Consider the following 22,754-nt stretch of genomic DNA (forward strand, 5'->3'; position numbering starts at 1 on the left):
GTGTGGCTCAAGCCATGCGAGAGTAGGTCATCGCCAGGGGCTTTACCCGAAACCCTCAGTCCAACAGGACTGAGGGTTTCTTTTTGTGCGAAATTTAAGACAACTGGCTAAAGCCAAGGCCAAAGCCAAAGCCGAAGCCGAAGCCAAAGCCGAAGCCGAGTAGCGCCACGGCACTCGGACACTTCAGGCGCATCCCTTGGAACCTTGCCACGCTGTGATCGGGGCCTCATCGACATGTAACGCAGTAGCTGACGCGTCGGTTCACGCAGGTCACTGACAGGGCCCAAGGTTGAGCTTCTTTCTTACCTCTGTCCCCTGATTTTCACGTCGATGCCGAGAGGTAGGTACTCGCAGCGATGCTGTTGTGTAGCAATGACCTACCGCTTACTTCTACGCAATGCAGATCTACGGGCACGGGACCTTGTGCGGACATCTGGGCACAACAAAAACCCCGCGATGCGGGGTTCTTGTTTTCCTCAGCAAGCCAAGAGAGATGGCCTGATAGTTGTGGGCCTGGCCCTCAGTCGCCCAGTGTCAGAAGCGAGGCGTTGCCGCCTGCGGCCGTCGTATTGACGGTGACGACCTTCTCGGTGGCAAAACGAAGCAGGTAATGCGGGCCGCCGGCTTTCGGGCCGGTACCTGACAGTCCCTGGCCGCCGAAGGGCTGTACGCCGACGACCGCACCGATCTGATTGCGGTTGACGTAGACATTGCCGACCGCAACACGCGTGGTGATGCGATCGATGGTCTCGTCGATGCGCGAGTGCACGCCCAGGGTCAGTCCGTAACCGGTGGCATTGATCTGATCGATGACGACGTCGAGTTGGTCGGCTTTCCAGCGGATGACATGCAGGACCGGCCCGAAAATTTCGCGCTGCAGCTGCGCGAGCGAGGCCAGCTCGTACGCACGCGGGGCGAAAAAGCTGCCGTTGGCAGTGGCGGGGCCCAGGGTGGTGGTGCCGATCGGGCGGGCTTCGCGATCCATGCGCTCCGCATGATCGTCGAGGATCTTGAGCGCATCTGCGTCGATGACGGGGCCAACATCGGTGGACAGCAGCGCAGGATCGCCGATCTTCAGCTCTCCCATTGCGCCGGCCAGCATGGTCATGACCTTGTCGGCGATGTCGTCCTGCACGAACAGCACGCGGGCCGCCGAGCAGCGTTGGCCGGCGGACATGAAGGCGCTGGAGATCGCGTCCTTGACGACGGCTTCCGGCAACGAGGACGAGTCGGCGATGAAGGCGTTCTGGCCACCGGTTTCGGCAATCAGCACGCCGATCGCGGCATCGCGAGACGCCAGGGTACGGTTGATGACGCGCGCGGTCTCCGTGGAGCCAGTGAAGGCGACGCCCGCCACGCGCGGATCATTGGTCAGCGCAGCGCCGACGGTGGCGCCGTCGCCCGGCAGGAACTGCACGACCGCTTCGGGGATACCCGCTTCGTGCAGCAGCTTCACTGCAGCGTAGCCGATCAAGTTGGTTTGCTCTGCAGGCTTGGCGATCACGCTGTTGCCGGCAGCCAATGCGGCGGCGACCTGGCCGAGGAAGATAGCGAGCGGGAAGTTCCAGGGGCTGATGCAGACGAAGACACCGCGGCCATGCAGCTGCAGTTCGTTGGATTCGCCGGTTGGCCCGGGCAGACGCTCGGGTGCGCCGAACTGCGCGCGTGCCTGGGCTGCGTAATAACGCAGGAAGTCGACCGCCTCACGCACTTCTGCCACGGCGTCGGGCAGGGTTTTGCCGGCCTCCTTGACGCAGATCGCCATGAACTCGGGCATGCGTGCTTCGAGCAGGTCGGCGGCATGCTCCAGGATGGTGGCGCGGCTGGCCGCCGGCGTGCGGTTCCAGGCCGGCTGCGCGGCAGCGGCGGTTGCCAGCGAGGTCTGCACGGTGGCCGGATCGGCCGGCTGCCAGTGCCCGACCGTTTCGCGTCGGTCAGCCGGGTTGCGCACCGCCTCGCTCTGCGTGCTGATCACCGCGCCGGGCACCAGTGGGGTGGCCTTCCACGGCTTGATGGCGGCATTGAGTTGCTCGGCCAGCTGCCGCAGATCGTTGTCGTTGGCGAGATTGGCGCCCATGGAGTTTTTCCTGTGTTGGTTCTGGCTGCGCAACAGATCGGTGGGCAGCGGAATCTTGGGATGCGGAATGGAGCCGAACGAGGACACCGCTTCGACCGGATCGCGGATCAGGTCTTCGATGGCGACGTCCTCGTCGGTGATGCGATTGACGAAGCTGGAATTGGCGCCGTTCTCGAGCAGGCGACGCACCAGGTACGGCAGCAGATCCTCGTGCGAGCCGACCGGGGCGTACACGCGGCATGGCAGTCCCAGGCGATCGGCCGGAATCACTTCGGCATACAGGTCATCGCCCATGCCGTGCAGTTTCTGGTGTTCGTAATGCTTGGTCGTTGCGATTGCGCGTACCGCCGCGATGGTCTGCGCGTTGTGCGTGGCGAACATCGGATACAGCGCATCGCTGTGCGCGAACATGCGGCGCGCGCAGGCCAGATACGACACGTCGGTATTCTGCTTGCGGGTAAAGACCGGGTAGCCGGGGTGACCTTCGATCTGTGCGCGCTTGATCTCCGCGTCCCAGTACGCGCCCTTGACCAGACGCACCGGAATGCGACGGCCGACGCGGCGTGCCAGATCGGCGAGAAAATCGATCGTATACGGCGTGCGCTTCTGATACGCCTGCACCGCCAGGCCATAGCCCTCCCATCCATCCAGCGACGGGTCCGAGAAGGTGGCCTCGATGATGTCCAGCGACAGTTCCAGACGGTCGGCTTCTTCGGCATCGACGGTGTAGCCGATGCCGTAGGACTTGGCCAGTTGCGCCAGCTCGAGCACGCCCGGCACCAGCTCGGCCATCACGCGTGCGCGCTTGGCGTGCTCGTAGCGCGGATACAGTGCGGATAATTTGATCGAGATGCTGGGCGCTGCAAAGACATCGGTACCGACGAAACTGCCGCTGCGGCCGATCGCGTGGATGGCATCGCGGTACGCCTGCAGATAGCGCTGCGCATCCTTCATGGTCAATGCGCCTTCGCCGAGCATGTCGAAGGAATAGCGGTAATCGGCGTTGTCGCCCTTGCGCGAACGCGACAGGGCCTCACCGATGGTGCGGCCCATGACGAACTGGTGGCCCATGATCTTCATCGCCTGGCGCACTGCCAGGCGAATCACCGGCTCGCCGACGCGGCCGATCAGGCGCTTGAACGCACCCGGCACGTCGGCACGGGTGAGGTCGTTGAGCTGCACCAGCTTGCCGGTGAGCATCAGGCCCCAGGTCGATGCGTTGACCAGCACCGAGTCGCTGCCGCCAACGTGTTTTTTCCAGTCCGCATCGCCGAGCTTGTCGCGGATCAGCTTGTCTGCGGTGTCCTGGTCGGGAATTCGCAACAGTGCTTCGGCCACGCACATCAGCAAGACGCCTTCTTCGCTGCCCAGGTCGTACTGGCGCATGAAGGCTTCGATCGCGCCCTGGTCCTGCGCACGTGCGCGGACGCGGGTGACCAGATCGGCGGCGACTGCCTGCACCTTGGCCTGTTCGGCGGCGGGCAGACGCGCCTGGTCGAGCAATTCGCGGACGTGCTCGGTTTCGTCCTTGAGCCAGGCGGCGGTGATCGCCGCACGCAATGCGCCGGGTGCGGCAGGCAGCTCGGGCGCCAGCAGCGGGCGCGCAACTGAGGGAGAGGCAAGCGGGTCGAGCTGAGCGTTCATGCGAAGGGTGCCTGGGAATCCTTGCTCATTCTAGAGAGCCGCAGCCCCTGCGCACTTGTGTGGAAGCGGCAACTTTTCCGCCGTTTTGTGCACGTGGCCGGCGCAGGCCCAAAACGGACTCGCTCCCTGCCGGCCGCAGCCGCGGGCATCGGCACATGCACCGGGAAGTGATTGATTTACGCGTGTTTTTAGCTGCACTGCAGCAATCGCATGATTGCCGGAAACGCTTGCCGCATGCGTTCGTGCGGGTCTACCATCGGGCCATTCCCGCAGTGCGCTGCGTGTTGCCAATGATCGAAGTACTGCCGTTGATGTCCGAAGGGGTCGGGACGCAGTTGCGGTTGCGGCCTCCGCGGGCATTGTCGGCCAGGCAATTCGTGCAGCTGTTCGCAGTGTTGGCGGGAACGATGTGGGTATTTGCGGGCCTGGGGTGGTGGACCGGCAATGCATTCGCGCCGGTGTTCGCCCTGTTGCACAGTGGTGTGGTGGCGCTGGCGCTACGGCAGTTGTGGCGAAGTGGCGAGCGCGAAGAAGCGATCCGGGTAGGGGAGACCGTTGTCGAGGTGTTTCCATCCGGACATGCGCCACCAGCGTTTCAGGCACATCCGCATTGGGTGCGGTTATGCATGGAACGCGACGACAGGGTGGTGCTGGTCAGCAGCGGCAAGCAGATCGAGATTGGAAGTTTTCTCGGGCCGGCCGAACGTGTGGAACTGGCAACTACGCTGAAACGCTTGCTCGCGGCCGCCAATGGCCGTCACCGATGACGTAAGGGTCTAGGCAATGACGCAACGCAGCAGCTGGAAGGCGACGTATCCGAAATTGGCTTTGGCGATGCTGGCGCTGTCGAGCGCCTCGGTTGCCTGGGCGCAATCGGCCGACCCGAAGGAATGGCAGCTCAACATGGGCCGCGGGGTCACCCAGACCGCGCGCATGGCCTACGAGGCGCACATGGTGGCGCTGTGGGTCTGCGTGGTGATCGGCGCGCTGGTGTTCGGTGCGATGGGCTATGCGATCTTCAAGTTCCGCAAGTCCAAGGGGGCGGTGGCCGCGCAATTCAGCCACAACACCACGGCAGAGGTGCTGTGGACGGTGATCCCGGTGCTGGTGCTGATTGCGATGGCCTGGCCGGCAACGGCCAAGCTGATTGCGATGTACGACACCCGCGAGTCGGAAATGACCGTCAAGGTCACCGGCTACCAGTGGATGTGGAAATACGAGTATCTGGGCCAGGGCGTGGAGTTCACCAGCCGGCTGGCGCGCGAATCCGATCGCATCCGCCAGAGTGGCGAGCGTCCGACCGCTGCATCGCAACCGCATTATCTGCTGGACGTGGACAATCGCCTGGTGCTGCCGGTCAACACCAAGATCCGTTTCGTGATCACCGCCGACGACGTGATCCATGCGTGGTGGGTGCCGGCGCTTGGCTGGAAGCAGGACGCAATCCCCGGCATCGTCAACGAGGCATGGACCAATATCGAACAGCCGGGCGTGTATCGCGGGCAGTGCGCCGAGTTGTGCGGCAAGGATCATGGTTTCATGCCGATCGTGGTGGAAGCGCTGCCCAAGGCCGAATTCCAGCGCTGGCTGGCGGCCCGTCGCAGTGCCAGCGCAGCGCCTGCCGCACCGGCCGGCACCCCGGCGCCGGCGTCCACACCTGCAGCACCGCCTGCCGGTGAGGCTGCTCCAGCCGCAGCGCCTGCTCCGACCGCCGCACCGACCGCCGCTCTTTAATCGCCCGCAACCGCACCGCTTCGTAGAGGTCGTTCCGTCATGGCGCATACCGCAGTCGATCACCACGGACACCACCAGCCCGGTTTCGTCGAGCGCTGGTTTTTCTCGACCAATCACAAGGACATCGGCACGCTGTATCTGCTGTTTTCCTTCGTGATGTTCATCATCGGCGCGGCGATGAGCGTGGTGATCCGCGCTGAACTGATGCAGCCCGGGCTGCAGTTCGTCAAGCCGGAATTCTTCAACCAGATGACCACCGTGCATGCCCTGGTGATGATCTTCGGCGGGGTGATGCCGGCCTTCGTCGGCCTGGCCAACTGGATGATTCCGTTGCAGATCGGCGCGCCGGACATGGCGTTGCCGCGCATGAACAACTGGTCGTTCTGGTTGCTGCCGGTGGCGTTTACCTTGCTGCTGCTGACGCTGTTCCTGCCCGGCGGTGCGCCGGCCGGCGGCTGGACGCTGTACCCGCCGCTGTCGCTGCAGGGCGGCTACAACGTGGCCTTCAGCGTGTTCGCGATCCATGTGGCCGGCGTCAGTTCGATCATGGGTGCGATCAACATCATCGCCACCGTGCTCAACATGCGCGCGCCGGGTATCGACCTGCTGAAGATGCCGATCTTCTGCTGGGCCTGGCTGATCACCGCCTTCCTGCTGATCGCGGTGATGCCGGTGCTGGCCGGCGCGGTGACCATGCTGCTGACCGACAAGTTCTTCGGTACCAGCTTCTTCAATGCGGCCGGCGGCGGCGACCCGGTGATGTACCAGCACATCTTCTGGTTCTTCGGGCATCCGGAGGTCTACATCATGATCCTGCCGGCGTTCGGCGTGGTCAGCGAGATCATCCCGACCTTCAGCCGCAAGCCGCTGTTCGGCTATCAGGCGATGGTCTATGCGATCGCGGCGATCGCGTTCCTGAGTTTCATCGTGTGGGCGCACCACATGTTCACCGTGGGCATGCCGCTGGGTGGCGAAATCTACTTCATGTTTGCCACGATGCTGATCTCCATCCCGACCGGGGTGAAGGTGTTCAACTGGGTCAGCACGATGTGGAAGGGCTCGCTGACGTTCGAATCGCCGATGCTGTGGGCGGTGGCGTTCGTGATTCTCTTCAGCATCGGTGGATTTTCGGGTTTGATGCTGGCAATCGTGCCGGCGGATTTTCAGTATCACGACACCTATTTTGTGGTCGCGCATTTCCATTATGTGCTGGTCACCGGTGCGGTCTTCGCGCTGATTGCGGCGGTGTACTACTGGTGGCCGAAGTGGACCGGGCGGATGTACAACGAGACCTGGGCCAAGTTCCATTTCTGGTGGACGATGGTATTCGTCAATCTGCTGTTCTTCCCGCAGCATTTCCTTGGCCTGGCCGGCATGCCGCGGCGGATCCCCGATTACAACGTGGTGTTTGCCGACTGGAACCTGATCAGCTCGATCGGCGCGTTCGGCATGTTCGCCACGCCGTTCCTGATGGCCGGCATCCTGCTCGCCTCGCTGCGCAGCGGCGCCAAGGCCGACGCACGTGCCTGGGAAGGCGCCAAGGGACTGGAGTGGACGGTGCCGTCGCCGGCACCTGCGCATACCTTCACCGTGCCGCCGGTGATCAAGCCTGGAGATCTTGCGCATGAAGACATCGGTCACTGAGTCCGCGCCGCCGGCTGTGGCACGTCTGCTCTCCGCTGCCGAACGGCAGGCGCAACAGCGTCGTGCGGTGCGCCGCACGGCGATCACCGTCGGCATCATCGCGCTGCTGATCTATGCGGGTTTCATTGCGTCGGGAGTCATCGGGCGGTGAATGCGCGGGCGCCCGCACCTGCACCGACGGCCGGCCTGTTCAAGCTGCTGGGCGTGGTGTTGGGCGTGTTCGTGCTGACCTTTTCGCTGGTGCCGCTGTATCGCATCGCGTGCGAAAAAGTCTTCGGCATCCGCATGGAGCGTGTGCCGGGCAGTACGCGCGGCAATGCCGCCGCGAGTGCAGGGGCTGGCAAACGCACGGTGCGGGTGGAGTTCGATGCCGGGGTCAATTCCAAACTGCCGTGGACCTTTCATCCCGAGCAGATGACGATGGATGTGGTGCCGGGCGAACTCAACGAGGCGCTGTACTTCGCACGAAACGACAGTGCGCGGGCAGTGGTCGGCAGTGCGGTGCCATCGGTCGCACCGGCGCGGGCATCCGGATACTTCAACAAGACCGAATGCTTCTGTTTTACCGCGCAGACCTTGCAGGCCGGCGAAACGCGCGACATGCCGCTGCGTTTCATCGTCGACCCGGCGCTGCCGCCCGAAGTCACCACGATCACCCTGTCCTACACGTTCTATCGCAACGACACCCTGACCTCGGAGTTGCAGGGCGGTGGCGCATCCAGCGCGCCGCGCGCGGCGCCTTGATCCTTCATCCACACGCAGCACCGACACGGAAGCAACGCCATGGCAGACCATAGTCCCAACGCCGATGCGTATTTCGTCCCGAGCCAGAGCAAATGGCCCTTTGTCGGGTCGATTGCGATGTTCGTGATGATGATCGGCGTGGCCAGCTGGCTCAACGATGCGGCATGGGGGCGCTGGACGTTCTTTGTCGGCATGGCGATGTTGCTGGCGACCTTGTTCATGTGGTTTGGCGATGTCATCCGCGAATCCAACGCCGGGCACTACAACCGCCAGGTGGACGGCTCCTTCCGCATGGGGATGGTGTGGTTCATCTTTTCCGAGGTGATGTTCTTCTGCGCCTTCTTCGGCGCGTTGTTCTACACGCGTGTGCTGACGCTGCCCTGGCTGGGCGGCGAAGGCGATGGCGTGATGACCAACGAACTGCTGTGGAACGGCTATTCCGCTGCATGGCCGACCAATGGCCCCGGCACGATCGGTGGGCAGTTCCAAACCATTCCCGCCTGGGGCCTGCCGCTGATCAATACGCTGATCCTGCTCAGCTCCGGCGTGACATTGACCATTGCGCACCACGCGCTCAAGGGCGGCCGTCGCGGCGCGTTATTGCTGTGGCTGGGCCTGACCGTGCTGCTGGGCTGCGTGTTCCTGTTCCTGCAGGCCGAGGAATACATCCACGCCTACACCGAGCTCAATCTGACGCTGGGATCGGGCATCTACGGATCGACCTTCTTCATGCTCACCGGCTTCCACGGCATGCACGTGCTGCTGGGCACGATCATGCTGGCGGTGATGTGGCTGCGGGTGGCGCGCGGGCACTTCACCCGCGACAACCACTTCGCCTTCGAAGCGGCGGCCTGGTACTGGCATTTCGTCGACGTGGTGTGGCTGGCGTTGTTCCTGTTCGTGTATGTACTTTGAGGGCGGGGATTGGGGAGTCGGGATTGGGGATTCGCAAGAGCGATCCGCGTTTGCTGTTACCAATCCCCAATCCCCAATCCCATCGGCCGCGTCAGCGGCCGAGCCCATGCGGCTTGATCCAGCCGGTGTAGATGCCGAGGATCACGACGGCGATCAGTGCGACCGATAGACCGATGCGCCAGGTCAGTGCGTTGACGGTGCGCTTGGTTTCGCCACGGTCGGTGAGCAGGTAATACAGGCCCGCACCCAGGTTCCACAGGATCACGATCAGGAAGGCGACAATCAGCAACGTCTTGAGCGAATCGTTCACAACAGCCCCGGTGGTCGTCGGCGTGGTAGCGGCATTGCACGCCTTTTTGCGTCGCTTGTCATGACGCGCAAGCACACGGCGGTGTTGGGATGGTGTCTGGCCGTGCTGGTCAGTGCGGGGTTTGCGGCGCTTGGTCAGTGGCAGCTGCAGCGCATGCACGACAAACAGGCGTTGCTGGAACGCGCGGCGCATGTGCGGCAGACGCCGTTGACCCTGGTACAGGCGCTGGCCACGCCGCATGCGCTGGCCTGGGTGAGCGGAGAGGTGCGGTTCCTGCCGCAGCAGGTGCTGCTGGACAATCAGCTGCATGCCGGGCGTGCCGGTGTGCGGATCTATCAACTTGCCGCGCCGCAAGGCAGCCCGGTCACGCTGCTGGTCGATCTGGGCTGGCTGCCGTTGCCGGCCAATCGGCAGTTGCCGACGATCACCCCGCTGCAAGGCACCCGGACACTGCAGGGCTTGCTGAGTGCGCCGCCCTCGGCCGGACTCGCAATGGGGCCGGCGTTGGCCGCCGGCAATGCGCCGCAGACCTGGCTGGCCACGCGTCTGGATACCAGCGCCCTGCGCAGCGCGCTGGGCAGGCGCGACATTTCGTCGCAGGTCCTGCGCCTGGATCCCGCCCTGCCGGTCGGGTATGCACGCGACCTGGAGATGCTGCCGAACACGCTGCCACCCGCGCGGCACTTGGGTTATGCGGTGCAATGGTTCGGTCTGGCCGCGGCCGTGCTGGTCACCGCGACGCTGCTGAGCTGGCGTGCGCGTCGCCGCCGTCAACGCGGGCACTGACGCCTGCGGCATGAGAAAATCGCCGGCATGACCTCCTCCACATCGGCCACGCCGCATTCGGTCAAACGCGGCCGCAGGATGCTGATTGCCCTGGCGGTGCTGTTCTTCGGCTCGATGTTGCTGGCCGGCGTGCTGCGCTTCTCCGGATGGCAGCCGGCATCGATGCGCAATCACGGCGAACTGCTCAAGCCGCCCGCCGACCTGCGCGGGTTGGTGCCAGTACGCGCGGACGGGCAGCCGTATGCCTGGACGCCTGCCGAACGTGTATGGCGTATCGCGCTCGCACCGCCTGCCGGCTGCACGCAGCAGTGCCTGATGTTGGCGGCCGAACTGGACAAGGTATGGCAGCTGCTCGGCCATCGCGCCGACAAGGTGGAGGTGTTGTGGATCGGCGCCCCGCCGGCCGGTCTGCCGCCGATGCCGGCCCTGCGTGTGCTGCGCGACGACGCGCGGCTGCGGCAGGGCCTGCCGCGTGCCAACGATGCCGCCGGCGTGCCGGTGTATGTAATCGACCCGAATGGCTTCGTGATCCTGCGGTACGCCCCGGGGTTCGACCCGGCTGGCCTGCGTGCCGATCTGGTCAAGCTGTTGAAACTGATGTGAGCCCGTTTCGATGAATCTGTTTGCGCCACCGGCATTGTTCCGCCACTTCCATCGCATGGCCTGGCTGGCTGCGTTGTTCACTGCGAGCACGATCCTGTTCGGGTCGTTCGTGCGCCTGTCCGATGCCGGCATGAGCTGCCCGGACTGGCCGACCTGCTACGGCCGCGTCACCTGGCCGCAGACCAGCGACGAAGCCAATACGCATGTGGCCAGCAAGATTCGGCCGCTGGAATCGCACAAGGCCTGGCGCGAGCAGGTGCACCGCTTCCTGGCCGGCGCGCTCGGGGTGGAGGTGCTGGTGCTGTCGTTGCTGGCGGTGCGCCGCCGCCGCATGGGCATCGCCCAGGTGGTTTCTGCCGCGGTGCTGGTGGCCTTGTCGATTCCGTTGTACATGTCCGGCTGGCACGCACTGGCGTTCGGCGTGGCGATTGCCGGCGAGGCCATCCTGCTGCTGGCGGCGCTGCGCTGGAGCAATATCGACCTGGCGCGTGCGGCGGTGCTGACGCTGGCGGTGGTGATCTTCCAGGCGCTGCTGGGCATGTGGACGGTGACGCTGCTGCTCAAACCCATCGTGGTGATGGGCCATCTGCTCGGCGGCATGTTGATGTTCTCGCTGCTGGTGTGGATGGCCTGGCGCGCGACGCACCTGCCGATCACGCTGGCCGATGCCTCGCGGCTCAAGTGGCTGCTGCGTGCGGGCGTGGCGGTGCTGGGCCTGCAGATCGCCCTCGGCGGCTGGGTCAGTGCCAATTACGCGGCGCTGGCCTGTGGCGGCGGTAGCTGGTCGGCCGACAATTTCCCGCGCTGCGTCAGCCAGTGGTGGCCGCCGCATGACTTCCGCGAAGGCTTCACGCTGTGGCGTGGGATCGGGGTGGATTACGAAGGCGGTGTGCTCGATGGCGCAGCGCGTATCGCCATCCAGATGGCGCACCGGTTGTGGGCAATTGCGACGGCGCTGTATCTGTGGTGGCTGGCCTGGCGCCTGTCGCGTTCGCCGGGCATGCGGGTGTGGGCCGGTGCGCTGGCGGTGCTGGTGGCGGTGCAGGTGACGCTGGGCATGCTCAACGTCAAGCTGGCGTTGCCGCTGGAAGTGTCGGTGCTGCATAACGGCGGCGCGGTCGCATTGTTGTTCGTGCTGGTCTCGCTGCTGGCGCGGCTGCGCGCGCCGGAGTGAGCATGGCTGTCAGCGCACGCGATTACTGGGATCTGACCAAACCCAAGGTGGTGGCACTGATCGTGTTCACCGCCCTGGTGGGCATGTTCCTGGCCATCCCCGATGTGCCGACGTGGGTGCAGGTGCGCACCGGTGCGTTGGGTTTTCTGGGCATCTGGCTGGCGGCGTCGGCGGCGGCAGCGATCAACCAGTTGCTGGACGCCAAGATTGACGCGCAGATGGCGCGGACCTCGTGGCGCCCGCTGGTGGTGGGCAAGGTGCGGCCGTGGCAGGTGCTGCTGTTTGCCGGCGTGTTGATCGTGATCTCCATGACCATCCTGGTGGTCTGGGTGAATGTGATCACCGCGGTGCTGACGTTCGCGTCGCTGATCGGTTACGCGGTGATCTACACCGTGTACCTGAAGCGTGCGACCTCGCAGAACATCGTGATTGGCGGTCTGGCCGGCGCCACGCCGCCGATGCTGGGCTGGGCCGCAGTGACCGGCTTGCCGACCAGCGCCGACTGGATCAACGCCTCGCTGCTGGTGCTGATCATCTTCATCTGGACGCCGCCGCATTTCTGGGCGCTGGCGATCTTCCGCCGTGCCGATTACGCCAAGGCGGCGATCCCGATGCTGCCGGTCACCCATGGCGTGCCGCATACGCGCAAGCAGATCCTGGTGTACACGGTGCTGCTGGCGATCGTGACCCTGCTGCCGGTGGTGGTGGGCATGAGCGGGCTGTTCTACCTGGGCGGCGCGGTGGTGCTCAACGTGGTGTTCCTCTGGTACGCCTGGCGCATGCTCGATCCGCCGGACGAGCTGTTCTCGATGAAGATGTTCGGTTACTCCATCGTCTACCTGATGGCGCTGTTCGCGTTTCTGATGGTGGACCACCTGCTGTTGCCGTGGGTGCGCTAGCGGCAGCGAATGCCCGCTGCTGCGATCAAGGCGGGCGACAGACCTGAGAGCGATGCAGCCGTCAGGCGGATGCGGCCGGTGGCTGGAACCGGCCCATCTCGCTCTTACACGTCAGTTGTGCGTGCCGTTGAGCATCCGGTGCGCAATCGCTACTTAGCACACTCAAATTCACCGCGTAGCGGGCTGCTTGCTCACGCCGGCTCAGCTCAACCAGCTGGCGCACTCGCTGGTGTTCTTGCTGTCACAGCTGCTCTGCATCTTCTGCTGCAGGCGCGTCAGCACCGCATTGCCTTCCTGGCGATGCTGCTTGCTCCAGGTCTTCAACGTGGCGCCCAGCGTGGCGAAGCGCTGCCGGGTGCGTTGGCGGTAGCCATCGGGCTGCCCGGCCAGCTCGCCGATCACCTGCGTGGCAGCGGCCTCGATGCCGGCGGTGTCGTCCGGGCTGAGTCGGATCAGGCCATCCACGTACATCACGCCCCATTGCACGCGAGTGGCCGGTCCCTGCGCGCTTTCGTAAGCCTTCCTCAGCCAGGACAGCGCGGTCTTCTTATCGCCGCGTTGTTCGGCCAGATCGGCCAGTTCGGGCATGTAGTAGTAAGGCGTCTTGCTGCGCGTCAATTCGGCCAGCAGCAACTGTTCGGCGCCGCTGCGGTCGCCGACCTCGCCGAGCAGTGCCGCGGCGGTGCTGATGGTGGATTGGCGCTCCTCATCGGTCCTGGCGGTGTCGGTCGCCCATTGCACGCGTTGCTGCACGGTGTCGACCACGGCCTTGGGCAACGGCGGTTGCGGGCCCTTGGCCTCGGTTTCGGTGGGCTGGCCTTGTGCCAGGCGTGCCAGCTGGATGCGCGCATACGCGGTGCCGAGCCGGTCGGCGATCGGCAGTGCGGTGTCGGCGTAGACCTTGTCCAATGCCAGATTCAGCGCATTGGACAAGGCAGTGCGCTCACCGGCATCGCTGCTGGCAGCGGCGACCAGCCGTGCAGGCATGTAGCTCAGCGTGCCGAGATTGGCGCGCACCTCTGCCGGATCGGCCAGCACCGCTTCCAGCAACGTGCGTGACGCCGCGCTGGGTGCAGGCGGTTCCTTGGCTGCGGTAATCGCCGCCAGGGCGAAGCTGCGTTGCAGCGCCGGCTGTGGCGCCGACCTGGACAGGCGCGTGAGCACATCCACGGCCTGCTCCGGCTTGACCAGCCGATCGTCGGTGCCCCAGGCATAGTTGCCGAGTACGGCCCAGTCGTCCGCGCTGAGCTGCTGAGGGGTCTGCAATGCGGTGTCGAGCAGTTGCCTGGCGGTACTGGTGCTCTTGGCCGCGACCCGCAGCACATCGGCCAGACGTGCGTTGTCGGCATCGCCGGCCAGGCGGGTGATCTCGCTGCGATCCGGGCGCAGCACGATGATGGTGGGGTAGCCCTTGATGCCGAAGCGCTCGCCCCAGGCCTGCGCGCCCTCCGAATCGCCGTCCAGATGCACCGCCACGAATTGCTGGGTGCGGGCGATGAAGGTCGGGTCCTTGAACAAGGTGGCCTTCAGGCGATTGCAGGGCGGGCACCAGGCCGCACCCCAGTACAGCAGGATCGGCTTGCCGCTTTCCCTGGCCTCGGCGAAGGCATCTTCGACATCGCCCTCGCGCCAGGCGATGCTGGACGCGGGTGCCGGCGTGGCGGCCGCCTTGGTCTGTGTCGGGGCTGGCGGCGTGGCGGGCTTGTTGCAGGCAGTGAGCGTGGCCAGCACCGCCAGCAGCGCGATCAGGGACGGGGCAGGGCGTCGGAACGATAGCGTCATGGCAATCACCGATGGGGGCGGCAAGGTGGATCGAACACTCTAGCGAGCGGCACTGTGCCAGCGTCGGAGTGCGTCATAACCGTTGTATATCTGCTTACAACCGGCACCGGCACGCAACGCGAACCGGTGTCGCGTCGGGCGTAGCGGGCCGGCGATGGCGCGCAGGCAACGCGCCGGCGGCAAGCAAGCCTTTGCAGGGCACGCCGCGTGGGATGCGCCATGTGTCGTCGATCAGACCACCGCCGTGCAGTGGCCGTTACCTTCAATGACCACCGGGAGTGATCTGCGGCTCGCCCGGCGCGTTGCGCGCATAACGCGCGGCCACGAATGCGCAGACAATGAGCTGTAGCTGGTGATACAGCATGATCGGCAACACGATCGCGCCCAGGCCACCGCCGGCGAACATCACCTTGGCCATCGGTACGCCGGTGGCCAGGCTCTTCTTCGAACCGCAGAACACGATCGCGATCTCGTCGGCGCGGTTGAAGCGCAGGCGCCGCGCGATGAAGGTGATCGAGAGCATCGCCACCGTCAGCAACAACGCGGCGGCACCGAGCACCGCGAGCAAGGCCGGCAACGGCGTCTTCTGCCACAGACCTTCGTTCACCGATGCGCTGAAGGCGGTGTAGACCACCAGCAGGATGGTGCCCTGGTCGGTGTAACGCAGCACGGCGCGATGCCGTTCGACCCAGCCGCCGATCCATGGGCGCATGAAATGGCCAGCCAGGAACGGCACCAGCAACTGCAGCAGGATCTTGCCGATCGCCTCGGCCGGGTGCGCCATCGCGCCCTGGCTGCCGACCAGGGCGCCCATCAGCAACGGTGTGAAAAACACCCCCAGCAGGCTGGAAAGCGAGGCGGCACACACGGCCGCCGGCACGTTGCCGCGCGCCATCGAGGTGAAGGCGATCGACGATTGCACCGTGGATGGCAGCGCGCACAGGAACAGCACGCCGATATACAGCTCCGGTGTCAGCGCAAGATGCGCGAGCGGTTTGAACAACAGCCCGAGCAGCGGGAACAGCACGAAGGTGCAGGCCAGGATCACCAGATGCAGGCGCCAATGCAGCGCGCCGGCCTTGACCGCCTCGCGCGACAGGCGCGCGCCGTGCAGGAAGAACAGCGCGGCGATCGCCACGTCGGTGACATCGTCCATGACCGCCGCGGCGGTGCCGGAGACCGGCAGGAACGAGGCGAGCGTGACCGTGCACAGCAGCGCGAGGGTGAATGGATCAATGCGCAACCGCGCCAGCCAGTGTTTGATCATCGTGCGTATTCAGGGGGAGGGCTGCCTGCAGAGTGCCATTGTAGAGGCCAGCGTGCACCGTGCGAGTCGGCCGCGCAGCGCAGGCCGGGGACGCATGCGTGCTCGCACCGGCTCCGGCAGCAGCGTGCGCTTGCGCCTGCCTGTGCAGCGCTGCAGACGGCGCCGCGTGGGGTGGTGAGCGATTCGTGCGATGCGTCGAGATTCCGCTGTGCGGGCGCTTCTGGCACGCACATCCTTTGTTAGATTCCGGTTGCACACGCCGCGCGCATCCGTGCCCGAACGGTGTCCGCGCGCCGCGTCCATGTTCGCTCGTGTTTCCACGCAAGGCCTAAGGAAAGGAGCCAGTCCATGCACTACGACCAATATCAACAGACCTTTGCGCTTTCCGCCCTGGCCAACTGGGTGGGCGATCGCAGGGGCAGCCAGCCGGTGTTGCAGGCGGACTACCAGGCCACGTTGCTGCAGACGCTGGCATCGGCCGACACCCAGGACCGGATCGGCGACTGGCAACTGGTGTGGGGGCCGCAGGTCTGGCAGGCGGCCGATTCGTCGCTGTCGGGCAATGCCATGTACGTGGCGCATACCGACGCCATGCCGGGCATCGGCGAGGCGTATGTGGTCGCGTTGAGCGCCACCAACCCGGAGTCGCTCTACGACTGGTTCACCGAAGACTTCGATGTGTCCTCGGTGGTGGATTTTGCGACCTACACGCCGTTGCTCGGCACCGCGCCGGTTGCGGCGAAGAAACCCGTCAAGCCAGGTTCGGCGGTCATCTCGATGGGCGCCGCCACCGGTGTGTGGCATCTGCTCAACATGGTCAGCCCCTCCACCGCACTGGCGCCGAACACGACGCTGCTGGATTTCCTGCAAGCGCTGGATGGCAGCAAGGCGACGGTGATCTTTGCCGGGCACAGCCTGGGCGGTGCGCTGTCGCCGACCTTGGCGACCTGGTTGAAGACCAACGGCAAACTGGACAATTTCAGCGCCGTGCACTGCTATCCCACCGCCGGCGCCACGCCGGGCAACGGCGGGTTCGCCGCGCTGTATGCGCAGGCATTGCCCTCTCCAGCGCCGGGCGCGGCGCCGTATCAGATCTGGAATGCCGACTTGTGGAACACGCTCGATTGCGTGCCGCATGCCTGGACCGTGCCGATGCTCAGCCAGATCAAGACGCTGTACGGGAATGCGCCGATCAAGGAGATCGATGTGCTGGTCGATGTGGCCATCGCCAATGCGGTGGCGTCCACGGTGAACTACCGGCAGATCGCCAACCAGCCGCTGACCGGCACGCTCACCGGCACCCCCACGACGGTCCTGCAATTTCTCGAGCAGATGGCTTCCCAGCACACCACCGCCTATCAGGCCTTGATTGCCCCATGGCTCACGCCGGTGTCCGGTACGCCGCAGAGCCAGAGTGCCGACGAAGCGCCCGCGCGCGATGCCCTGATCGAGCGGCTGACCGCGCATGCCGGCCAGGCCGCACTGGCCGATGCCGACAAGATCGAAGCGGTCAGCGCGGCGCTCGGCTCGATGGCCAAGACCTTGTTCAAGCAGCTATGAGCGCGCATCTGCATGCGGCGGCCAGCGCTGGCCGGCTGCGTCGGCAACAGGTGGTCTGACAGCATGCGCCGGATGCTCAGTGCGCGGTCGAACGCAGGCGCGGCAGTGCGCGCAGTGCGTGCTGGTCGATCTCGTCGAGTCCGTGTGCGCGTTGCCTTGCCTGCAGCGCTTCAATGCGCTGCTGCAGCAGTTGCCGGTGCAACTGGGCCATGGCGTCGTGCAGCGTGCGCGCCTGGCCCGCACACGACAGCGTAAGTCGATCCCCTCGCGTTACCCGCACTACAACGCAGCAAGCGCCTTGAACAGCTCGCGCAATTCGTACTTGTCGGTGTCGTCCAGGCCCTGCGCGCGCTGCTTGTCCTGCAGTTCGTCCAGGCGCTGGCGCAGCAATTGCTTGTCCAGTTGCGCAACGACGTCATGCAGTTCCATCGCCCAGCTGTGCTCGTCGCCGGGCAATGCCTGTGCGGCCAGTTTCTGCAGCGCGGCCTGTTCGTCGCGTTCGGCGAAGTGTTCCAGCAGCGCACCGGTGCTGATTTCCGGGCGTTGCCGCACCAGTGCCAGCAGTTCCATCAACAGGTCGATGCCGGGCAGGCGCAGGCCGGAAAAATCGTGGTCGCCCTCCAGGCTCATCGCCAGCGACGGCCGCTGCAGCAGGATCGCGATCGACGCGCGCACCAGGCTGCGTTTCTGCGCGGGTGCACCCATGCGGGCAGGTGGCCGTGCCTGCGATGTGGACGCCTGCGCCGCCTGATTGACGCCCACGCCGGTCAGGCGCGACAGCTCCTGCTTCATCAGGTCGCCGAACGCGCCTTCGGGGATTTGTGCCAGCATCGGCTTGGCGCGTTCGGCCAGCCGCGCCTTGCCATCGAGCGTGTGCAGGTTGATCTCGCGCGACATCTCGTCGAAGAAGAACTGCGACAGCGGCGTGGCCTGCTTCAGGCGCTGATCGAAGGCCTGCGCGCCTTCCTTGCGCACGATGGTGTCCGGGTCCTCGCCATCGGGCAGGAACAGGAAGAACGCCTGGCGGCCGTCCTTCATGCGTGGCAGCACCGATTCCAGTGCACGCCAGCCCGCCTTGCGGCCAGCGTTGTCGCCGTCGAAGCAGAAGTACACATCCGGCGCGTTGCGGAACAGCAACTCGGCATGTTCTGGCGTGGTCGCCGTGCCCAGCGTGGCCACCGCCTGGGTGACGCCAAACTGAAACAGCGAGACCACGTCCATATAGCCTTCCACCACGATCAGCCGCTCGATCTTCTGATTGGCCTGGCGCACCTGCCACAGGCCGTACAACTCGCGGCCCTTGTGGAACAGCGCGGTTTCCGGCGAGTTGAGGTACTTCGGCCCCGGGTCGCGGCCATCGGCCGGCGCACCCATGATGCGTCCGCCGAACGCGATCACGCGGCCGCGGCGGTCGAAGATCGGGAACATCACCCGGTCGCGGAACTTGTCGTAGACATGGCCGCGATCGTTCTTGGAAAACAGCCCGGCGCGTTCGAGCACGCTCATGCGGCGTGCATCGGTGCCCAGCGTGTCCTTCAGTGCGCTGTAGCCATCGGGCGCGTAACCGATCTGGAAACGCGCGCGGTTGTCGGCATCCACGCCGCGGCCGTCCAGATAGTCGCGGGCGCGTTCGCTGCCCTCGAGCTGACGCTGGAAGAACTTGGTCGCCGCTTCCAGTGCCGAATACAGCTCGCGGCTGTCGTCCTGCTGTTGCGGAGTGCGTTGCTGGGTCTCGCGCGGGATTTCCATGCCGGCACGCTTGGCCAGCTCGTCGACCGCATCGAGAAATTCGAGGCGGTCGTAATTCATCAGGAAGCTGATCGCGGTGCCGTGCGCGCCGCAGCCGAAGCAGTGATAGAACTGCTTGGTCGGCGAGACCGTGAACGAGGCCGAGCGCTCGTCATGGAACGGGCAGCGCGCCGAGTATTCCTTGCCCTGACGCTTGAGCGGCACGCGACCGCCCACCACCTCGACGATGTCGGTGCGTGCAAGCAGTTCGTCGATGAATGCGTCGGGGATGCGGGCCATCCCGCTAGGATATCCCAGCCGCCGGCGCGCGCCGATTTCAGTGAGCGAGGGTCCTCAGCAAAGCGGTGGATGCCGCCTGGGTACGCGCGGCAACCGGCGCGGCATGCGCAATCAATTGCGCGTGGGTGCTTCCTGCGGCGGCGCGGCATCCGGTTCGGCGGCGACCGGCGGCAGGTTGTCCGTATCCACCCCGGCCTCGCGCAGCTTGCGATGCGAGCGTACGCGCTCGTCGATCACCGCGGTCAGCAGGGCGCCGACGAAGAACACCACCGAGGCGTAGTACATCCACACCAGCAGGATGACCAAGGTGCCCATCGAACCGTATGCGCTGCCAGGCGCGGCCTTGGCGATGTACAGGCCAATGCAGTAGCGGCCCAGTGCGAACAACAATGCAGTGATCACGCCGCCGACAAAGGCCTGCCGCCAGTTGACGGTGCGATCGGGCAGATAGCGATACAGAAAAGCAAAGGCGAGCGAATACAGCGCCAGGGTGGTGATGTAGCCGATCGCCGGCAGCACCGATGGCAGCCGTGCGAACACTACCTGCAACGCGGTGGTGGCAATCATCGACACGATCAACAAGAAGCCCAGGGCCAGGATCACGCCGAACGAGAACACGCGCTTCTTCAGCCACGCCATCAGGCCTTCCAGGCGCTGCTTGTCGGTGCGGAAGATCAGGTTCAGAGCGTTCTGCAACTGCGCAAATACCGCCGTGGCGCCGATGAACAGCAGCAACGTGCTCCACAGTCCGGCCAACGAGCCTACGCCGGGTTGATCGGTGGCGTTGCGGATCACCGTATCGGCCACTTCCGCCGCGCTGCCACCGGCCAGTTGCGCGATCTGCTGCACCAGCGCTTCCTGTGCGGGCGGATACAGCGATGCGGTCAGCCACAGCAGCAGCACCAGCAGCGGTGCCAGCGACAGCAAGGCGTAGAACGACAGCGACGCGGCCTGCGTCATCACGTCGATCTCGAGAAAGCGATTGAGCAGTGCCATCGGCAGGCTGCGCTGCAGGCGGCTCAGATGTTTCTGCAGGTGTTCGGTTGAGAGCTTCGTCACCGGCGGGAGAATCCTTGGGCATACCGTTGTGTGCGCAGGCGTCGTAAGGCGAAGCCGGCATGCGGAATGCTTCACCCGGACCTGTGCTGGCGAAGGTGTTCTAACAGGGCGTGTTCAAAGATCGGGTGAAAGCGGGCGCTGGATGTTGCGCGTGTGCTGCCGTTGAAACGGCGCTGCAGCCAGCCGCACTTGGGCGGCTCGCTGCAGTGCCCTGGCCATCGGGCACAGGGCACTGTGCAGGCGAAGACTCAGCCTGCCAGATGCTGCTTGACCAGCGTCGAGACCAGGCCCATGTCGGCCTGCCCGGCCAGCTTGGGCTTGAGTGCGCCCATCAGCTTGCCGATGTCGGCCGGGCTGCTGGCACCGGTCTGCGCGATGGCTGCCTGGATGGCGGCGACGATCTCTGCTTCGCCCATCTTGGCCGGCAGGTAGCGCTCGATCACCACGATCTCCTCGCGCTCGACCTGCGCCAGGTCGTCGCGTGCGGCAGCTTCGTACTGGGTGACCGAGTCCTTGCGCTGCTTGACCATCTTGTCGAGCACGGCGATCACGGCGGCATCGTCCATCTCGACGCGTTCGTCCACTTCCTTCTGCTTGATCGCGGCATTGATCAGCCGGATCACGCCCAGGCTGTGCTTGTCGCCGGACTTCATGGCGGCTTTCATGTCATCGGTGAGCTGTTGCTTGAGGGGCATGGTGTAACTCCTGGGAGTGCGTGTTGCAGATGTGCCGATGCGCCACGACGGGCGCAGTGCATCGGCAGGAAGTCGGCCTGACAGGCGCGGGTCATGGCAGCGACGCCGGCCGGTCTGCAGCGCAGAACGCAGCGGTCGCCTGGCATCGAACCAATACAAAAAGCCGGCGACGCTTGCGCGTGCCGGCTCTTGGGTTCCACTCCGATGGGCCGCGCCTTCAGCGCATGCCCGTCGGCAAGGAACCGCGTTCGATCAGTACAAGCGCTGGCGCTTGGTGACGTCGCGCGAGGAACGACGCAACTGACGCTTCACAGCAGCGGCAGCCTTACGCTTGCGCTCCTGGGTCGGCTTTTCATAGAACTCGCGCTTGCGGGTTTCGGCCAGCACGCCGGCCTTTTCGCAGGTGCGCTTGAAACGACGGAGCGCAAATTCGAAGGGCTCGTTCTCGCGGACTTTAACGCTGGGCATGGGTTCTCCAGATAATGGGATTTCCGTCCGGGAGCCCCGGGCGGGTGCGAGCGGACTCGCGTGACGGAATTTCCGGGTTGCCCCGGCGAGCCGCGCATTATAACGACTTGCCAACGACCTGCAAGCCCCCTGCAGCATCTGCGCGAGCAAGCCTGATAAAGCCTGCGCTTGCGGGTGATCCGGTGGCGATGACATGGCCGCGCAGCAGATCGCCCCTGGCCGATCTGCGCAGGGTAAAAGCTGCGAAAATAGCCCGCATGTCCCTGCCTGCCGAGTTGCCGTGAAAGTTCTTGGGATCGAATCATCGTGCGATGAGACCGGCGTGGCGGTCTACGACACCGCGCTGTCGGGCGTGCCGGCGCTGCGGGCCCACGCGGTCTACAGCCAGATCGCGCTGCATGCCGAATACGGCGGCGTGGTGCCCGAGCTGGCCAGTCGCGACCATGTGCGCAAGCTGCTGCCGCTGATCCGCCAGACCCTGGACGAGGCCGGATTGCGGATCGACGAACTCGATGGGGTGGCCTATACCGCCGGCCCGGGCCTGGTCGGCGCACTCCTTGTTGGTGCCGGTGTGGCGCGGTCGCTGGCCTGGGCGCTGGATGTGCCGGCGATCGGCGTGCATCACATGGAAGGCCATCTGCTGGCGCCGCTGATGGAAGACGACCCGCCGCAGCCGCCGTTCGTGGCGCTGCTGGTCTCCGGCGGCCACACCCAGCTGGTATCGGTGAAGGCGCTGGGCGAGTACGAGGTGCTTGGCGAGACGCTGGACGATGCGGCCGGCGAGGCTTTCGACAAGACCGCCAAGATGATGGGCCTGCCGTATCCGGGCGGGCCGCAACTGGCGGCGCTGGCTGAAACCGGCACCCCGGGGCGCTACAAGTTCGCGCGGCCGATGACCGACCGGCCCGGGCTGGATTTCAGTTTCAGCGGGCTCAAAACCCAGGTGCTGCTGGCCTGGCGCGGCAGCGACCAGTCCGACACCACGCGGGCGGACATCGCGCGCGGGTTCGAGGATGCGGTGGTGGAGACGCTGGCGATCAAATGCCTGCGCGCGCTGGATGCGGCCGACTGCAACACCCTGGTGGTGGCCGGCGGCGTGGGCGCCAACAAGCGCCTGCGCGCACGCCTGCAGGACGCGGCGCAGCGGCGCGGCGGCCGGGTGTGCTTCCCGCGGCCGGCCCTGTGCACCGATAACGGCGCGATGATCGCCTTCGCCGGCGCGCTGCGGCTGGAGGCCGGCGAGCGCGCCGACGCGGCAGTGCATGTGACGCCGCGTTGGGATATGGCCGCGCTGCCGCCGCTGGCGGCGGCGCGGGATTCGGGAGTGGGGATTGGAGATTCGTAGAAGCTAGTCCCTCTACCTGC

21 protein-coding genes are annotated in these 22,754 nt (G+C 65.4%); 12 read left to right on the forward strand and 9 right to left on the reverse strand.

The features are described from left to right. Positions 1 to 520: 520 nt before the first annotated feature. A complete protein-coding gene (gene putA, locus GGR73_RS16620; protein WP_184457993.1) occupies positions 521 to 3,721 on the reverse strand; it encodes a bifunctional proline dehydrogenase/L-glutamate gamma-semialdehyde dehydrogenase PutA in 3,201 nt (1,066 codons plus the stop codon). Positions 3,722 to 4,011: 290 nt separating this feature from the next. On the opposite strand from putA, the gene GGR73_RS16625 reads away from it, so the two are divergent. From GGR73_RS16625 to GGR73_RS16650, 6 genes are read left to right on the forward strand one after another with little or no spacing between them, the layout of a single operon-like run. After that, positions 4,012 to 4,488, forward strand: a complete 477-nt coding sequence (locus tag GGR73_RS16625; RefSeq protein ID WP_016902801.1) for a DUF2244 domain-containing protein — start codon at positions 4,012 to 4,014, stop codon at positions 4,486 to 4,488. 16 nt (positions 4,489 to 4,504) lie between these two features. Further along, entirely contained in the window at positions 4,505 to 5,455 is a 951-nt protein-coding gene (gene coxB / locus GGR73_RS16630; protein WP_024938844.1) for a cytochrome c oxidase subunit II, read from the forward strand. A 39-nt stretch (positions 5,456 to 5,494) separates the two neighbouring features. After that, positions 5,495 to 7,099: a cytochrome c oxidase subunit I gene (ctaD, locus tag GGR73_RS16635; RefSeq protein ID WP_016902803.1), complete on the forward strand. Its 1,605-nt coding sequence runs from the start codon at positions 5,495 to 5,497 to the stop codon at positions 7,097 to 7,099. Next, the gene (locus tag GGR73_RS16640; protein ID WP_024938846.1) at positions 7,080 to 7,250 is read left to right on the forward strand and encodes a hypothetical protein; all 171 of its coding nucleotides are present in this window, start codon (positions 7,080 to 7,082) and stop codon (positions 7,248 to 7,250) included. Before ctaD ends, GGR73_RS16640 begins: the two co-directional genes overlap by 20 nt. After that, on the forward strand, positions 7,247 to 7,843 hold the full coding sequence (locus tag GGR73_RS16645; protein ID WP_102257003.1) for a cytochrome c oxidase assembly protein: 597 nt from the start codon (positions 7,247 to 7,249) through the stop codon (positions 7,841 to 7,843). The genes GGR73_RS16640 and GGR73_RS16645 overlap by 4 nt, the downstream gene beginning before the upstream one ends. A 39-nt stretch (positions 7,844 to 7,882) precedes the next feature. After that, positions 7,883 to 8,758 carry a cytochrome c oxidase subunit 3 gene (locus GGR73_RS16650; protein ID WP_016902806.1) on the forward strand — a complete coding sequence of 292 codons (876 nt, stop codon included), beginning with the start codon at positions 7,883 to 7,885 and terminating at the stop codon, positions 8,756 to 8,758. Between the two features lie 91 nt (positions 8,759 to 8,849). Here GGR73_RS16650 and GGR73_RS16655 read toward each other — a convergent pair whose 3' ends face one another. After that, positions 8,850 to 9,068: a twin transmembrane helix small protein gene (locus GGR73_RS16655; RefSeq protein ID WP_006449736.1), complete on the reverse strand. Its 219-nt coding sequence runs from the start codon at positions 9,066 to 9,068 to the stop codon at positions 8,850 to 8,852. Positions 9,069 to 9,128: 60 nt separating this feature from the next. Between GGR73_RS16655 and GGR73_RS16660 the strand changes: the two genes are divergently transcribed. From GGR73_RS16660 to cyoE, 4 genes are read left to right on the forward strand one after another with little or no spacing between them, the layout of a single operon-like run. Beyond that, entirely contained in the window at positions 9,129 to 9,854 is a 726-nt protein-coding gene (locus GGR73_RS16660) for an SURF1 family protein (protein WP_184457995.1), read from the forward strand. 27 nt (positions 9,855 to 9,881) lie between these two features. Continuing rightward, complete coding sequence (locus GGR73_RS16665) at positions 9,882 to 10,457, forward strand: hypothetical protein (RefSeq protein WP_184457997.1); 576 nt, start codon at positions 9,882 to 9,884, stop codon at positions 10,455 to 10,457. Positions 10,458 to 10,467: 10 nt separating this feature from the next. Then, positions 10,468 to 11,631 carry a COX15/CtaA family protein gene (locus tag GGR73_RS16670; RefSeq protein ID WP_016902809.1) on the forward strand — a complete coding sequence of 388 codons (1,164 nt, stop codon included), beginning with the start codon at positions 10,468 to 10,470 and terminating at the stop codon, positions 11,629 to 11,631. Positions 11,632 to 11,633: 2 nt separating this feature from the next. Continuing rightward, entirely contained in the window at positions 11,634 to 12,530 is an 897-nt protein-coding gene (cyoE, locus tag GGR73_RS16675; protein ID WP_039518476.1) for a heme o synthase, read from the forward strand. Between the two features lie 201 nt (positions 12,531 to 12,731). Here cyoE and GGR73_RS16680 read toward each other — a convergent pair whose 3' ends face one another. Together GGR73_RS16680 and GGR73_RS16685 are read right to left on the reverse strand one after the other, a co-directional pair. After that, positions 12,732 to 14,312 (reverse strand): thioredoxin family protein, encoded by a 1,581-nt coding sequence (locus tag GGR73_RS16680; RefSeq protein ID WP_184457999.1) that lies wholly within the window; start codon positions 14,310 to 14,312, stop codon positions 12,732 to 12,734. 262 nt (positions 14,313 to 14,574) lie between these two features. Further along, positions 14,575 to 15,579: a bile acid:sodium symporter family protein gene (locus GGR73_RS16685; protein WP_039524893.1), complete on the reverse strand. Its 1,005-nt coding sequence runs from the start codon at positions 15,577 to 15,579 to the stop codon at positions 14,575 to 14,577. A gap of 348 nt (positions 15,580 to 15,927) precedes the next feature. Here GGR73_RS16685 and GGR73_RS16690 point away from each other — a divergent pair, with 348 nt between their 5' ends. Further along, on the forward strand, positions 15,928 to 17,139 hold the full coding sequence (locus tag GGR73_RS16690; RefSeq protein WP_184379513.1) for a lipase family protein: 1,212 nt from the start codon (positions 15,928 to 15,930) through the stop codon (positions 17,137 to 17,139). Between the two features lie 76 nt (positions 17,140 to 17,215). Here GGR73_RS16690 and GGR73_RS16695 read toward each other — a convergent pair whose 3' ends face one another. From GGR73_RS16695 to rpsU, 5 genes are all read right to left on the reverse strand, one after another. After that, entirely contained in the window at positions 17,216 to 17,419 is a 204-nt protein-coding gene (locus GGR73_RS16695) for a hypothetical protein (protein ID WP_301182645.1), read from the reverse strand. Continuing rightward, the gene (gene dnaG, locus GGR73_RS16700) at positions 17,419 to 19,167 is read right to left on the reverse strand and encodes a DNA primase (protein ID WP_104589524.1); all 1,749 of its coding nucleotides are present in this window, start codon (positions 19,165 to 19,167) and stop codon (positions 17,419 to 17,421) included. Before dnaG ends, GGR73_RS16695 begins: the two co-directional genes overlap by 1 nt. 111 nt (positions 19,168 to 19,278) lie before the next feature. Further along, positions 19,279 to 20,226, reverse strand: a complete 948-nt coding sequence (locus tag GGR73_RS16705) for a YihY/virulence factor BrkB family protein (RefSeq protein ID WP_184458001.1) — start codon at positions 20,224 to 20,226, stop codon at positions 19,279 to 19,281. A 248-nt stretch (positions 20,227 to 20,474) separates the two neighbouring features. Further along, on the reverse strand, positions 20,475 to 20,921 hold the full coding sequence (locus tag GGR73_RS16710) for a GatB/YqeY domain-containing protein (protein ID WP_065032992.1): 447 nt from the start codon (positions 20,919 to 20,921) through the stop codon (positions 20,475 to 20,477). A gap of 252 nt (positions 20,922 to 21,173) precedes the next feature. Then, the gene (rpsU, locus tag GGR73_RS16715) at positions 21,174 to 21,389 is read right to left on the reverse strand and encodes a 30S ribosomal protein S21 (RefSeq protein ID WP_002808376.1); all 216 of its coding nucleotides are present in this window, start codon (positions 21,387 to 21,389) and stop codon (positions 21,174 to 21,176) included. A gap of 280 nt (positions 21,390 to 21,669) precedes the next feature. Here rpsU and tsaD point away from each other — a divergent pair, with 280 nt between their 5' ends. After that, on the forward strand, positions 21,670 to 22,734 hold the full coding sequence (gene tsaD, locus GGR73_RS16720; protein WP_160955065.1) for a tRNA (adenosine(37)-N6)-threonylcarbamoyltransferase complex transferase subunit TsaD: 1,065 nt from the start codon (positions 21,670 to 21,672) through the stop codon (positions 22,732 to 22,734). Positions 22,735 to 22,754 lie beyond the last annotated feature (20 nt).

The sequence above is a fragment of the Xanthomonas sp. F14 genome (assembly GCF_014199865.1).